General features: G+C 65.8%; 13 protein-coding genes. 1 reads left to right on the top strand and 12 read right to left on the bottom strand.

Going from position 1 to position 14,545, the window contains the following annotated elements; translation table 11 throughout:
• Window positions 1-275: 275 nt before the first annotated feature.
• The 10 genes from LKD76_RS08130 to LKD76_RS08085 form a co-directional block, all read right to left on the bottom strand.
• Complete coding sequence (locus LKD76_RS08130; RefSeq protein ID WP_227980413.1) at window positions 276-1,838, bottom strand: long-chain-fatty-acid--CoA ligase; 1,563 nt, start codon at window positions 1,836-1,838, stop codon at window positions 276-278.
• Between the two features lie 407 nt (window positions 1,839-2,245).
• Entirely contained in the window at window positions 2,246-3,274 is a 1,029-nt protein-coding gene (locus tag LKD76_RS08125) for an acyl-CoA dehydrogenase family protein (protein ID WP_227980412.1), read from the bottom strand.
• The gene (locus LKD76_RS08120) at window positions 3,271-4,425 is read right to left on the bottom strand and encodes an acyl-CoA dehydrogenase family protein (RefSeq protein ID WP_227980411.1); all 1,155 of its coding nucleotides are present in this window, start codon (window positions 4,423-4,425) and stop codon (window positions 3,271-3,273) included. Before LKD76_RS08120 ends, LKD76_RS08125 begins: the two co-directional genes overlap by 4 nt.
• Window positions 4,422-6,086 (bottom strand): AMP-binding protein, encoded by a 1,665-nt coding sequence (locus LKD76_RS08115; protein ID WP_227980410.1) that lies wholly within the window; start codon window positions 6,084-6,086, stop codon window positions 4,422-4,424. The genes LKD76_RS08120 and LKD76_RS08115 overlap by 4 nt, the downstream gene beginning before the upstream one ends.
• On the bottom strand, window positions 6,083-7,231 hold the full coding sequence (locus LKD76_RS08110) for an acyl-CoA dehydrogenase family protein (RefSeq protein ID WP_227980409.1): 1,149 nt from the start codon (window positions 7,229-7,231) through the stop codon (window positions 6,083-6,085). Before LKD76_RS08110 ends, LKD76_RS08115 begins: the two co-directional genes overlap by 4 nt.
• Window positions 7,232-7,243: 12 nt before the next feature.
• A complete protein-coding gene (locus LKD76_RS08105) occupies window positions 7,244-8,452 on the bottom strand; it encodes an acetyl-CoA acetyltransferase (protein WP_227980408.1) in 1,209 nt (402 codons plus the stop codon).
• 5 nt (window positions 8,453-8,457) lie between these two features.
• Window positions 8,458-9,903, bottom strand: coding sequence for an OB-fold domain-containing protein (locus LKD76_RS08100; RefSeq protein ID WP_227980407.1), 1,446 nt, complete (start codon window positions 9,901-9,903; stop codon window positions 8,458-8,460).
• A 31-nt stretch (window positions 9,904-9,934) separates the two neighbouring features.
• Window positions 9,935-10,357 carry a MaoC/PaaZ C-terminal domain-containing protein gene (locus tag LKD76_RS08095; protein WP_227980406.1) on the bottom strand — a complete coding sequence of 141 codons (423 nt, stop codon included), beginning with the start codon at window positions 10,355-10,357 and terminating at the stop codon, window positions 9,935-9,937.
• Window positions 10,357-10,791, bottom strand: a complete 435-nt coding sequence (locus tag LKD76_RS08090; protein ID WP_227980405.1) for an FAS1-like dehydratase domain-containing protein — start codon at window positions 10,789-10,791, stop codon at window positions 10,357-10,359. The genes LKD76_RS08095 and LKD76_RS08090 overlap by 1 nt, the downstream gene beginning before the upstream one ends.
• A complete protein-coding gene (locus tag LKD76_RS08085) occupies window positions 10,788-11,717 on the bottom strand; it encodes an SDR family oxidoreductase (protein ID WP_227980404.1) in 930 nt (309 codons plus the stop codon). Before LKD76_RS08085 ends, LKD76_RS08090 begins: the two co-directional genes overlap by 4 nt.
• Window positions 11,718-11,886: 169 nt before the next feature.
• Between LKD76_RS08085 and LKD76_RS08080 the strand changes: the two genes are divergently transcribed.
• Window positions 11,887-12,771 carry a LysR family transcriptional regulator gene (locus LKD76_RS08080; RefSeq protein WP_227980403.1) on the top strand — a complete coding sequence of 295 codons (885 nt, stop codon included), beginning with the start codon at window positions 11,887-11,889 and terminating at the stop codon, window positions 12,769-12,771.
• Here the strand turns inward: LKD76_RS08080 and LKD76_RS08075 are convergent.
• Together LKD76_RS08075 and LKD76_RS32295 are read right to left on the bottom strand one after the other, a co-directional pair.
• On the bottom strand, window positions 12,702-14,282 hold the full coding sequence (locus LKD76_RS08075; protein ID WP_227980402.1) for an AMP-binding protein: 1,581 nt from the start codon (window positions 14,280-14,282) through the stop codon (window positions 12,702-12,704). The genes LKD76_RS08080 and LKD76_RS08075 overlap by 70 nt on opposite strands.
• On the bottom strand, window positions 14,279-14,539 hold the full coding sequence (locus LKD76_RS32295; protein ID WP_372465766.1) for a CoA transferase: 261 nt from the start codon (window positions 14,537-14,539) through the stop codon (window positions 14,279-14,281). The genes LKD76_RS08075 and LKD76_RS32295 overlap by 4 nt, the downstream gene beginning before the upstream one ends.
• Window positions 14,540-14,545: the final 6 nt, after the last annotated feature.

The following is a 14,545-nucleotide window of genomic DNA, read 5'->3' as shown; positions in this document are numbered from 1 at the left end:
GCCGTCGAACAGTCCGGCGGATGCGCCGCCAGTGACGAACGTGTGCAGCCCGGCGGCGAGCTCGTGGGCGGCGGGGGTGTCGAGCCGGGCCAGTTGGTTGCGCAGCACGTTCAGGAGTCGGTGCGGGTCGGGTCCAGGTGGCGGGGTCGTCGGTGATGCCGACGGCGAACAGGTTGTCGGTGGCTGCGAGGTCGGCGAGGTCCATGCAAATGCCGAATGCCGGCGATGATCGTCACCCCACTCCGGTCGAGTGCGTCGGCACGCGGCAGGGCGCGCTAGGGCGTGCCCGCGCGGGATGCGTTGTAGGTGCGGCTCTTCCATTCATATTGTTTGCGAAGCTCACGCTTGAGAATTTTTCCCGCTCCGGAGATAGGGAATTCCTTCACTATTTCCAGGCTGCGCGGCACCTTGTACCCGGCGATGTACTGCCTGGTATGCTCGCGCAATTCTTCAACGGTCAGGGTGGCGCCTTCGACGAGGGCGACGACGGCGTGCACGCGTTCGCCCCATTGCTGGTCGGGGACGCCGATAACCGCGCACTGGATTACTGCCGGATGTTTGGCGATGGCGTTTTCGACCTCGACGGAGTAGACGTTTTCGCCGCCGGAGATGATCATGTCCTTGATCCGGTCGGCGATGTAGACGAACCCTGCCTCATCCATATAACCGCCGTCACCGGTGTGCATCCAGCCGTCACGCACGGCGGCGGCGGTCTCCTCCGGCTTGTTCCAATATCCGAGCATCACGTGGTCACCGCTGACGATGATTTCGCCGACCACTCCGCGCGGAACCTCGGTTCCGTCCGGGTCGACGATCTTCACCAGAGCGTGCGGGGCCGCACGCCCGGCCGAGCGTCGACGAACCGGATCATCATGGAACTCGTCGGTGAGCAGCGTTGCGGCCGGGGCGAGTTCGGTCATTCCGTAGCCCTGCAAGAATTTGGCCGCGGGAAACGCTGCTCGAGCATGTTCGAGCAGCGTTTCGGAGATCGGAGAGGCGCCGTACATGAGGTTTCGCAGCGACGAGAGATCGAATTCGCCCGATCGCGGATGGTCCACCATCATCTGAATCATGGTCGGCACCAGAAGCGTATCTGTGACCTGGTGCTCGGTGATCGCGCTCATCGTGGCGACCGGCTCGAAGGCCGGGAGCATCACGTTGGTGCCCCCCAGCAGGATGTTGGCGATGAACGACGAGAAATCGGCCAGATGAAACATTGGCGCCGCATGCAGCATGGTACCGGCCGCGGTCCACGCCCCCATGGCCGCAGATCCAACCGCTGAGGCGAACAGATTGCGGTGACTGAGCATCACCCCCTTGGGGGAACCGGTGGTTCCGCCGGTGTAGAAGATGCCCGCCATCACATCGCCGCGACGGTGTGCGTCTGCAACCGGCTCGTGCTGTGCAATCAGCGCCTCGAACCCAAGCATGCCGGCCGGCGTCGGCGCATCGCCGGCGTGGATGAGCAGCCCGAGTTGCGGGCAGGCTTCTCGCAGGGCGGGCGCCATCGGGGCGAACGCATCGTCGATGACCAGATGACGCACCTGGGCCTCGTTCAGCGAGTAGGCGATCTCCGGCAGACTCCAGCGGATGTTCACAGGCACCGTCACCGCGCCGGCCCACGCGGTCGCCAGCAGCGCCTGACCGTAGCGATCGGAGTTCAACGACAGAATCGCGACGCGATCCTCCTCGCTGACACCGTGTTCATGCAGCGCGGCAGCGAGCCGTCCTACGAGATCGAGGGTTTGTGCGTAGCTGAAACTACGCTCACCACAGATGCTGAACAGCCGATCCGGGAACTGCTGAACACCTCGATGCAACGGCTGCGTCAGATACATGGCGATCCTTCGGAATGTTCTAAAGGGATTTCTGATGGATGACCACGGGACCGACCGGGCGTCCCGCTCACGGGAATTCGTGACGTCCCTGTGGAGCGTCGTCGGATACCGGAACAGTGGGGGCGATATGTCACGCGTACCTATCATCGCCTCGGACCGGCCGTGCGGCGAATATCATCCTCATCGAATGATGCTGCAATCCAGAAGGTGAGTCAATAGTAGTTAACTTAAATCTATAAGGTTCGTGCCCTCTTACATAAATTTGACACCACCAGGTACACACCCACTAACTCCACAGGCTCTGCCGGCAGGGAGCGCACAGCTGATGCGAGCCACCCACATCATCGAAACAGCATGTGCTACACACGATTCGACGATCACCGGCATTGCGATCGTCCGCTCATCGATCAGGCGGTGTACGGAGCCTCATATCGAGTGACCAGATGCCATGGATCTCCGTCGGCGCTCGCCTTGTCACCCAACACCCGCGCCCACTCGGCTTCGCCGCCGAATTCTTCGCGCCACGACCACAATCGGGTCGTTGCCAGCCGCAGGTCGTGTTCGCGAGTCGTGCCGATCGCGCCGTGCACCTGATGCGCCAGCTCAGCCACAATTCCTGCCGCGCGACAGGCGTTCACCCGCGCCGTGGCGACCAGATGTGCGCCGTTCGGCCGACCCGCGGTCTTGTGCACCGCACTGGCGACGCTCAGATTCGCAGCGGCTACCTCACCGGCCATCTGAGCGAGATACTGCTGGACAGCCTGGAAGGCCGCGATCGGCCGTCCGAACTGCACACGCTGTGTGGCGTACTCCAGACTGTGGTCGAGAGCCCGCTGCGCCGCGCCACCGATCTGCACGCTTCGCGCCAGCGCGCCACGTTCGCGCAGGTCCACCCGGTAGGGCAAACTTCCCAGGTCGTCGGCGTCCACGGTGACGCCGTCGAGGTACACCTCATCCCGGGGTTCACCGGCCAGATTCGCGCCATGCGTGATTCGGCAGTCGGAAGGATCCACCAGACAGACGCGGTCGTCGGCAGCGACGACGATACGAGAAGCGCTGCGCGCCCAGGGAACTCGACGCAAGACGCCGTCCAGTTGCCAACTCGACCCGCTCAGGTTCGGACGGACCCGGAATTGGCCGATGGCGGCGCTCGCCACCGTCAGGGGACCGTCCGGGATCGGCAGCCTCGCGTCGGCGAGCAAGGGCGCGGCGAGCCACAGTGTCTCCGCGAGTGGAAGCGCGACGGCGTGATATGCCGCGCTGCGCAACACGATTCGGGCCTGTTCGGCGTCGCCGCCACTGCCGCCGAGTTCCTCGGCGATCCCGATCCTCGTGAGCCCCAGTTCTTCGATCAGTCGCCAGGCCTGCGGTCCTTCGGCGCATTGCCTGAAGGTCTTGTCCGCGGTGTCGGCGAGCAGTTGCTCGTCGGTCCTCATCGCACTCCTAGTGCCCGCGCGACGATTCCGCGCAGAATCTCGTTGGTTCCGCCGCGCAGCGTCGAGGTCGGTGAACTGGCGATCGCGTAGGCGAGCATGCGCGACAGCGGCTCGTCGGAGCTCGGATCGGGTTCGACGCCGGTGGCGCGGGCCGCGTCGATAACCTCCCGCTCGAATAGAGTGCCCAGGTCCTTGACCAGGGCGGCTGCTGTGTCCGGCGCGCGGCCCGCGCTGAGTGAGACGGCGATCGCGATGGACATTTCGCGCAGCGACCAGAGCCGCGACACCAGCCGTCCGAGTGTCGCGGCATCGAGCAACTCACGCTCGGCGAGCAGACGTAGCAGGGGTATGGTGCTCAGAATTCGCTCCGGGCCGCTGCGTTCGAACGCGAGCTCGCTGCCGACCTGCTTCCAGCCCGCACCCACCTGCCCCAAGACCATGTCGTCGGGGACGAACACCTCGTCGAACACCACCTCGTTGAAGTGGTGGCCGCCGGTCAGCGAGATGATCGGGCGGATCGTGATCCGTTCGTCGGGCACCGGGATCAGCATCTGGGTCAGGCCCTCGTGCCGGCTCTTGCCGCCATCACCGGTACGCACCAGCGCCAGAATGGCATGCGCGAGATGCGCTCCGCTGGTCCAGATTTTCGTGCCGGTAACCAGCCAGCCTCCATCGGTGGGAACCGCTCTGGTACGCACCGACGCCAGATCGGATCCGGTGTCGGGCTCGCTCAGGCCGATCGCGAAAATACACTCACCCGAAGCGATTGCGGGCAGGTAGCGCTGCTTTTGTGGTTCGGAGCCGAAGCTCAGCAGGCTCGGAGCGACCTGCCGGTCCGCGACCCAGTGTGCGGCCACCGGGGCGCCCGCCGCGAGTAGCTCCTCGATGACAACGAACCGCTCGAGCGATGACCGTCCGCCGCCGCCGTAGCGCTGCGGGACCGTCATACCGAGCCAGCCACGTGCGCCCAGCTCACGCGTGAAGTCGAGGTCGGCGCCGATGATCCAGCTGTCGGGCATCGACACGAATCTCCCGGCGGCGGACTGCTCGGCCAGGAAATCGCGCACCTGCGTACGCAATCCGGCCACCTCGGCCGGCAATTCCGCGGGCCGCAAGTCGAGCACGTCGCCGCGACTCATTACCGCACTCATCCGCGTACCCCTTCCTGTCGTACCACCGATTCGGCCCACTGATAGTCCGCTTTGCCCGCGGCGGACCGACGGATCTGCTCGACTCGGATGAATGCCTTCGGCAACTTGTATCGCGCGATTCGACCGGCCATCGCGGCCAACAGGTCGTCGTCGCCGATCGGCTCGTCCAGTTGCACGACCGCGACGATCACCTGGCCCCACCGCTCGTGCGGACGGCCGAGAACCAGAACATCCTGCACGCTCGGGTGCACCCGCGCGGCGCGCTCGACCTCCTCTGCGAAGACCTTCTCGCCGCCGGTGTTGATGGTCATCGAGTCGCGCCCGAGTAACTTCACGCGGCTATCGCCGAGGTACTCCACTCGATCTCCGGTCAGCATCACAACATCGCCCGCCACGTCGATCAGTGCCGTCGCGGACTTCGCCGGATCGTGAAGATAGCCGCGCGGCAGCGGAGTACGGGCCGCCAGCCAGCCGTGTTGCGATGATCCCGGTGCCAGAAAGGAACGCTTGTCCTCGCTGATCACGCAGGCGCGTGGCAAGGGTCGAAAGACACCTGCCGCCGGGGCTTCCCCCGGCAGTACCTCCTCGCGCAGGATTCCTCCCGTCTCCGTGCACCCCACGGAGTCGAAAAGTGCGGCATGGGGCATCGCCGTCATCAGTGCGTCTTTGGTCTGCGCGCTGGTCATTCCGCCGCCTAGCCCGATGAGCCGGACGCAATCGAGCCGGTAACTTCGCCGGATCACCTGACGGACCAGAGGATTCGCGAACGCCTCCGCGACGAGGACAATGGTGTCCAGACGCTCGCGCTCGATCAGTTCACATACCTCGGCAGCATCGAACCTGCTCGCCGTCGCGGGTATGGCGACCAGTCCCCCGCGCACCAGGACGCGCACCATGTACCACAGTCCGGCACCGTGCATGAAGGGTGCGGCACCGAGTAGACGCGGACCTTCGGATTGCCGGGCCGATTCTCCGACCGCGGCGGCGGTGACGTCTGCGGGGAACTCGGCTCCACCGCTGGTGGCCAGCCACATGTCGTGCTGCCCCCACATCACGCCTTTGGGCAACCCGGTGGTTCCGCCGGTGTAGACCAACAGCAGATCATCCGGTGACGACGTCGGCAGCGAGACCTCGGGTGCTTCGAGCAACGCGGCCTCGAATTCCACCGCACCTGGCAGCAATGCCCGCCCGGAATCATCGGCAACCTGAATCAGCAGCGGCTCGACTGCCAATCCGGGCAGTACCTGGGCCAATGTCGGTGCGAAACATGCGTGGTACACGATCACAGCTGGACGCGCATCGTCGAAGATCTGCGTCAATTCCGTCGGCGTATAACGGTAGTTGACGTTGAACGGAGCGTACCGGGCCCCGAGGGCGGCGAAAGTGGCCTCGATGTACTCCGGACCGTTGTACATGTACACCGCGACGTTTCCCTGGCCCGAATCCATCCCGGCGCGATCACCCCTGCCGATCACACCGGAACCGCGTCGGGAGACCAGCATCCGCGCCAGCGCATCGATGCGCGCAACGGTCTGCGCATACGTCCGCCGCACATCACCGTGCACCACGGCCTCGCGATCACCTACCGCCGAAGCGACCGCGCGCAGCAGGTCCACCAGACTCGGCCGAGCGCGTTCCTCCCCTTCCAGCGGCTGGTTCACAGCGAAAGGCTCTTCGCGATAACGGTTTTCATGATCTCACTGGAGCCGGCGGCGATCCGGGAGAGCCGGATGTCGGCGTACAGGCGCGCAATCGGATACTCCAGCATGTAGCCGTACCCACCGTGCAGCTGCAGGCACTTGTCCACCACGCGCCCGGCCATTTCGGTGACGAACAGCTTGACCTTCGCCACGTCCGCGACGGTGAGCTTGCCTTCGTTGTAGGTCACGATCGCCTTGTCGATGAGCGCTTGGCCGGCCTCGACCTCGGTCGCGCAGTCCGCGAGCACGAACTTGGTGTTCTGGAACGACGCCACACTCTGTCCGAAGACCTTGCGGTCCTTCACATAGGGAAGCGCCGCGTTCAATGCCGCCTGGGCGGTCGCCACCGCGGAGACGGACTGCGTGAGCCGCTCCTGCACCAGGTTGAAAGTCAGGTAGCTGAATCCCTTTCCCTCCTCGCCGAGGAGATTGGCGTTGGGTACCCGCACGTCCTCGAACGACAGCTCGGCGGTGTCGATGGAGCGGGTGCCGAGCTTCTCGAGTTTGCGGCCCTTGCGGAATCCGGGCATACCGTCCTCGACGACGATCAGGCTGAGGCCGCCGCGGCGATCGGATTCGTCCTTGGAGGTACGGCAGGCGACGATCACCAGATCGGCGTTGATGCCGCCGGTGATGAACGTCTTGGCGCCGTTGATGATCCAGTCGTCACCGTCACGCACCGCGGTGGTCTTGATGCCGGACAGATCCGAGCCCGCGCCCGGTTCGGTCATCGCGATCGAACACATCTTCCTGCCTGCCGCGACATCGGGCAGCCACCGCCGTTTCTGCTCCTCGTTCCCGCAGTGCAGGAAATAGGGCGTGACGATATTGGTGTGCACACCGAGCCCACCGAGGCTCGAGTAGGTGAGTTGTGTTTCCTCGACGACGACGGCATTGAACCGGAAGTCGCTCACGCCACCGCCGCCGTACTCCTCGGGAATGTTCAGGCCCGCCAGTCCCATATCACCGAAGCGCACGAAAATGTCCTTCGGAAGAACTCCGGCCGCCTCCCATTCGGTCATATTGGGCGCGACTTCGGTCTCGAGGAACTTGCGCACGGTAGCGCGAAAGTCGTCGTGGTCCTGGTCGAAAATGCTGCGTTCCATGGTGTTCCCGTCCTAACCAGCGACTGGTTCATTGCCGACGACAGAGATGAAGCTCACGCAATCGCCCGGACGACCACCGAGGTTGTGGGTCAGGCCGAGCGTGCGTTCACCGCTGACGATCGAGGCGATCTGGCGTTCCGCCGGGGCCTCCTGGCGCAACTGCAGCCAGCATTCGAACAGCATCCGAAGCCCGGACGCGCCGATCGGGTGACCGAAGCTCTTCAGGCCACCGTCCGGGTTCACCGGCAGTTCGCCGGTCAGGTCGAACTTTCCGTCGAGCACATCGCGCCACGCTTTTCCGCGCTCACTGAATCCCAGGTCCTCCATCAGGACCAGCTCGGTCGGAGTGAAGCAGTCGTGCACCTCGGCCAGCGCGAACTCGTTGCGCGGATCGGTGATACCGGCCTCGGCGTAGGCGGCTTCGGCGCACTTGATCACCTCACGGATCGAGGTGTAATCGAAGGTGGGGTCCATCGGCCCGTCACCGGGGCCGGCGACCATGGACAGCGCCTTCACGAAGATCGGCTTGTCGGTGTACTCGTAGGCGTCCTCGGCGCGCACGATGATCGCTGCGGCTGAGCCGTCGGATACCCCGGAGCAGTCCAGCACTCCGAGCATGCCGGACACTTTGGGGCTGTTGCGGATCGCATCCATCGACAGCTCCGTGCGGAACTGCGCGCGCGGATTGCGCGCGCCGTTGTAGTGGTTCTTCCAGGCGATGCGGGTAATGACCTCTTTCAGGGTGTCGTCGTCGATCCCGGTCGCGTTGGCGTAGGCCGGCGCCAGCAGGCCGAAAGCGGCCGGTGCCGTGATCGCGGCCGCGGTGCCGTCGTGTGGCGGGGCCGCCGAGGTCAGGCCCGAGTAGCCGGAGTCCTTCAGCTTCTCCACGCCGATCGCCATCGCCACATCGATGGCGCCGGAGGCCACCGCGTAGCAGGCGTTGCGGAATGCTTCCGAGCCCGTGGCGCAGAAGTTCTCCACCCGGGTGACCGGCTTGTAATCGAGTTTCAGTGTGCGTGAGAGCAATTGGCCGGAGAAACCGGAGCCCATCGTGCCGAGCCAGTAGGCGTCCACATCGGCCTGGGCGATGCCGGCCGAGGCCAGCGCCTCGGCGTTCGCGTCGACCAGCAGGTCTTCGGCGCTCTTGTTCCAGTGCTCGGCGAAAGGGGTGCATCCCATTCCGACAATCGCGACCTGGTCGCGAATTCCGTGTGTAGCCATGGTGTTCAGGCCTCCTTGCTGACGGATCCGCGGACCGGCCGCGCTTTCCAGAAGTAGTTGTGCACCCCATCGGCGGTGGTGTAGAGCCGGCGGAAGGTCATCTCGACCTCGTCACCGATGCGCAGGGTGGCAGGGTCGGCGTCGGTGATCTCGCACATCAGGCGACCCCCGCCCGCGAAGTCCACCGCGGCGCCGATGAGCGGCGGGCTGAGGGTGTAGGCGAGCAGATCTGCCTGGAACGTCGCCACCGTGGCCCGCTCCTCCGCAACGCGTTCGCGTTCCATCCGATCCACGCTGTGACACTGACGGCATACCCTGATCGCTGGCATATGTCTGGTTCCGCACTCGGTGCAGCGGCCGGCCGCGAGACCGAACTTCCATTCGGCGTTGCGTGCCGACGGCGGCGCGGCCGGGCGGTCCGGGTCCGGGCGGCGCGGCGCCTCCCGGCGCAGAAAACCGCGCCAGGTGAGGAAACGCTGATAGTCGATAGCGCGGCCGTCTGCGACCTGCTCGGAAACTGTGCGTGCCGCGCGCTTTTCGCGTGCGGCAGGAAGCGCCGCGGTAGCGCGGAAAACCAGGGCGTCGGCGCCGTCGCCGATCTGGACGAGCAAGATCGTCTCGCCGGGAGCGGCCTCGTCCAGCGCACCGGCGAGCAGAATGCCGGGCTGCGCTGTCCCGGTGGCACCGATCGTGTCGGACAGATCGTCGACCAGTGCCGCGTCCCGAGCGTAGGTCTTGGCGATCGCTTTGGCGGCCCGTCGATGCAAACCGGCCACCGCGACCCGGTCGACGTCGGCCATCGTGATCCCGGCGTCCTTCAACGCGGTATCCACGGCTTGCTGCGCGAGCGTGATGTACTGCCCCTCGGCGAACCGCTCCTCCCATACCCGGCTCGACGAATCACCGGGCACTCGCCACCGATCCAGGAATTCCGCCGAGGCGGACCCCCGGCCGGCCAGCTCGGCGAGCACTTGGTCACCGTCGCCGAAAACCACTGCCGCGGCGCCATCACCGCCGTCACGCTCCTCCGCGGAGGACGGCAGGCCGGTCCGGATGTCGGACAGGACCGCCATCGTCGGTCGGCCCGCCGCGGCCGCGTCCGCCGCGGCACACAGCGCGCCGATCGCCGAGCGGGACGCTCCCACGAAGTCGTAGGCCGGCACCGAACGGTCGAGATCGAGCGCGGCGTGCAGGATCGCGGCATTGGTTTTGTCCGCGTACGCCGGTGTGGCGGTAGCGAATACGAGGCCGCGCGGCGGCTGTGCGTCACGCAGCGCGGCGCGGCCGGCCTCGACGCCCATCGAGGTGGAATCCTCGTCGAATCCGGCGGTCGACCGGGTACCTCGCCCGCCGCCCGAGCCGAGCACGGAGCCTATGTCGCCGCGCCGCACCCGCCAGATCGGCAGGTGCACACCGTAGGAGGTGATCCCGATCGGTGAATGTGTCGTCATTACCACTCCTTGGGGAATATCGTGATCGGTGTCAGGCGGGCAGCCGGAATTCGGCCGAGCCCTCGATGGCCACGCCGCCGGTCTGGCGGGTGCAGGTGAGCTCGACCTCGACGGTGGTGCCGCCATCGCCAGTGCGGACATCGACGATCTCGCCGGTGCAGGTCAGCGTGTCGCCTGGCCACACCTGCTCCTTGAAACGGGTGGTGAAGCGACGCACGTTCTCGGCGCCGAGCCAGTTCACCGCGAAGGTGGCGAGCAGGCCGGCCTGGAACATCCCGATGGAGAAGATGCCGGCGAAACCGGCTGCCTCGGCCGCCGCTTCGTCGTGATGCAGCGGATTCATGTCGCCCGACGCACCGGCGTAGCGGACGATGTCGGTGATCGTCAGCGGGCCGAAGGACTGCTCGGTCACGGTGTCACCGACTGCGAGGGAACTCGTTTCGGTCGTGGTCATCACGACTCCTTCGGGGCGCGTGCGGTTTCCACGGCCGTCGTGCGCTGCTCGGCCACGAGCCGTCCGGTCTCGTCACGGAACTCGGTGACGATCTTCACGAAGGTCAGGGCGCCGCCGCGGCGGCCTTCCTTGGTGAAGCGGTCGGCGATCCGCGTGGCAGCGGTCAGTTCGGTACCAGCCCGAGGCGGCTCGCCGTGGAAGACGTACTCCTGCTCGGCGTGCAACGTCCGCTTCGGATCCAGTCCATGCGCACCGGCAGCCTTGGATTCCGCGGTCTGCCAGAAGAATCCGGCGGTGGTGAGGAACGTCGGCGGGATCACCGGGTTCTTACCCCAGTAGGCAGGGTTTTCGGACATGGTCGCCTTGGCGAATTCCCCGATCTTGCCCCGCTCGAGCGACATCTCGAACGTCGGGACCTGCTGCTCGGCGCTCATTTCCGGATTCCAATCTTGTCGCGGTGTTTTCCTTTGAGCTCCTCTGCGGGCTTGATCGGCATGTGCGCGGTGGCCGCGGCGATGCCCTCGATGGTCCAGCGGCTCTCGCTCTTGATCTCGTCCACGACCGTCCAGCCGCGATACAGCCCGACCTCGCCGCCCATGACGCGGAACGTGTGACCGGTGAATTCGCAGGTATCGGCGGCCAGCATGGCGACCAGCGGCGAGATATTGGCCGGGTGCCACTCGTCGAAGTCCTTGTCGATCGACTCGACCATCACCTGTCCCAGACCGGGCGTTGCCTCGGTGAGACGAGTCCGGGCGACGGGCGCGATGCAGTTCGCGCGCACGTGATAACGCTCGAGTTCCTTGGCGGCGATCTGAGTCATCGCGGCGATCCCGGCCTTGGCGGCGCCATAGTTCGTCTGCCCCGGATTGCCGTGCAGACCGGATCCGGAGGAGGTGTTGATCAGCGAGCGGTCCACCTGCTTGCCGGCCTTGGCCTGCTCGCGCCAGTACACCGCGGCGTGATGGCTCACCGCGAAGGAACCCTTGAGGTGGACGTTGATCACGCTGTCGAACTCGTCCTCGGTCATGTTCACCAAGGTGTGGTCACGCAGGATGCCCGCGTTGTTGACCACGATGTGCAGGTCGCCGAAGTTCTCGACGGCGGTCTCGACGAGACGCCGTGCACCGGCCCAGTCGGTGACGCTGTCGCCGTTGGCCACCGCCTTGCCGCCGAACGCGGTGATCTCGTCGACGACAGACTGAGCGGCGGTCACATCCGATCCGCTGCCCTCGGGGCCACCGCCCAAATCGTTAACCACGACCTGCGCGCCCTGCTGCGCGAACAGCAGTGCGTGCTCGCGGCCGAGACCGCGACCACCGCCGGTGACGATCGCCACCCGCCCATCCAAAGCGCCCATGAAATCCTGCCTTTCGCGTTCGGCCGAAGCGGGGTGGCTCGATCCGTCTTGTCCGCCCCACGGCCCTGTGATGTTCTGTTCAGCGGGACAGCCCGCCTGCCTTCAAGGTAAATGATCGTTAACCAAAGGTGTAGCCCCAAAATACCTAGACAAGTGTTAGGTTCTACCTATGGACCGCCGCCAGCTCACACAATTCATCACCGTCGTCGACGCGGGGAGCTTGTCCGAAGCCGCGCGGAGACTGCATCTGAGTCAGCCGTCGGTATCGCAAACCATGCGAGAGCTCGAGCGCGAACTGAAGACACCATTGTTCGTGCGCGGACGAGGGATGTCGCTCACCCCGGCCGGGCGGGCGCTGGTCGGTCCGGCCCGCAGAACGCTGCGCGCCTTCGACCACGCACGCGCCGCGGTAGAGGCCGTCGAGGCGCTCGAGTCCGGCCGCCTCGACATCGCCGCCGTCCACGGTTTCGCGGTCGATCCGCTGTCCCCGCTGCTGGTCAAGTTCCATCGTCGGCACCCGAACATCGCATTGCGGATCGCGACCGCGGCATTCGGGCCCGACGGATTCGAGGTATTGCGACGCGGCGAGGCGGAGCTACTACTGACCGATCACCCCGCGCCTTATCCACGACACTCGGCTGTTCCGCTCCCGGTGGCGCCACTGATGGCGGTCTTCTCGCCCAAGGTCACCGACATCCCACCTGGTGAGCGGATCGCCGTGGCCGACCTGTTGCGCTACCCGCTGATCATCGGTTTGCCCGAGAAGTCCGCGGCCCGGCAGGTGTTCGCCGCCCATCTCGCGGCCGAACAACTGCCGCTGCCCACGTCGATCGTGGAAACCGACCACCGCGACATCATTCAGAGCCTGCTGATCGCGGGTGTCGGTGCGGCGGTACTGTCGGCGCCGGAGGCCGACACCGCGCGTGGACTCGGCGCACAGGTCCGAACGCTCGACCTCCCGCCGATCCGGACCGGATTCCTCTACTACCGCGAGGATCCACTCTCGCCGGTTGCGCGCGCGTTCGTCTCCATGCTGCAACCCGACGCCATCTGATAGTGCTCACGCAAGCGCACACGGTTGATTTTGCCCGCGGGCGTACGGGGCAGTTGCTCGACTACTTCGAGAACCCGCGGCACCTTGAATCTCGCCAGCCTCCGGCGGCAGTGGGCCAGTACGGAATCCAGCACCGCGGGGTCGCCGGCGATTCCCTCCCGTAATTCGATCAGGGCAACCACCTGCTGGCCCCATTCGTCGTCCGGCACCCCGAACACGGCCGCGTCCAGCACGACGTCGTGACCAAGCAGTTCGCTCTCGATCTCGGCCGGGTAGATGTTCACCCCGCCGGAGATGATCATGTCCGTGCGCCGGTCGCACAGGTACAACCAGCCGTCCTCGTCCACATAGCCGATGTCACCGGGGACGAAGTACCCGTCGCGATGACTGCGCGCGGTCTTGTCCGGATCGTGCTGGTACTCGAACGGCCGACCGGTCAGCAGATACAGTAAACCCGGTGTGCCCGGCGGCAATTCGTTGCCGTGCTCGTCTCGGACTTTGACATCCTTGCCTGGTGCCGGTCGGCCCACCGACCCTTGGTGCTGCAGCCAGCTGTGCGAATCGATGGAAGTGATCGCCCCCGACTCGCTGGCGCCGTAGAACTCGTACAGGATCGGGCCGAACCATTCGATCATCGCCCGCTTGGTAGGGATCGGGCAGATCGCCCCCGACTGCAGGATCACCCGCATCGACGACACGTCGTAGCGTGCCCGGCTCGTCACCGGAACGGTCACGAGTCGGTGCATCATCGTGGGAACCATGAAGGCGTCGGTCACCCGGTGGGTCCGGATCAGATCCAAGATGTGCTCGGCGTCGAAACCCGAACTGAGCACAACGGTTTGGCCGAGATGCAGGGCCCCGATAGCGTGGGAGTTCGGAGCGGAGTGATATAATGGGCCGGTCCCCAGATACACCCCGCCCGGCGTCATGCCCATCTCGATGAGCTGAGCCGCCATCGCGTCGTGTTCGGCCTCCGGCGCCGCTCCGGTGAGCGGCCGGCGGATCCCCTTCGGCTTGCCGGTGGTGCCCGAACTGTAGAGCAGCAGGCTGCCGGATATCCGATCGGTCGGGCGCTCGGCGGCGCCGAGCAGATCGGTGAACGGCCGAAAACCGGGTACCGGCCCGATACCGAATCGCGCGTCACCGGCCAGACCGGCGAGGTCGGCGGCCTCCCGTGCAGCCGGCGCACTCGCCACGTCGGCGACCACCACCCGAGCGCCGGAGTCGCCGAGTACGTAGCCTGCCTCGTGCCCGGTGAGATGACGGTTGAGCGGTGCCAGGACCAGACCGATCTGGTGCGTGGCCAATTGCAGCGCGAGGAATTCGACCCGGTTCGACAGCAGCACGGCCACCGTGTCGCCCGCAGCCAGGCCGATCGCGCGCAACCCGTTGGACAGCCGATCGGCCAGCGTAGCAAGCTCGCCGTAAGTCGTTGTGCCGCCGCCATCTTCGACAACAGCCGGACGATCGGGATCCGATGCGCCGATCCCCCAGAAGGTCCGTTCATTCATTGGCCGATCACTCCCGAGGTCGTGAGTTCGCTGATTTCTGCGGTGGTGTAACCGAGTTCGGTCAGGATCGCGGCGCTGTCGCGCCCAGGCCGGGCCACGCCGCCGCGTGCCGCGACATTCCAGGTGTCGTGTGACGCACCCACACGCTCGACGCGCAAAACCTCGGCGCCCATATCGGCGAACAGCATGCCGCCGAACGGTCCCGGCCCGATCCCGGCCGATTCGACAATCTTCACCCCACCCAGCGGGCCGGACATCAGTTC

The organism is Nocardia spumae (genome assembly GCF_020733635.1).
GTDB classification, from domain to species: domain Bacteria; phylum Actinomycetota; class Actinomycetes; order Mycobacteriales; family Mycobacteriaceae; genus Nocardia; species Nocardia spumae.
This window is presented reverse-complemented; position numbering and strand designations above follow the sequence as displayed.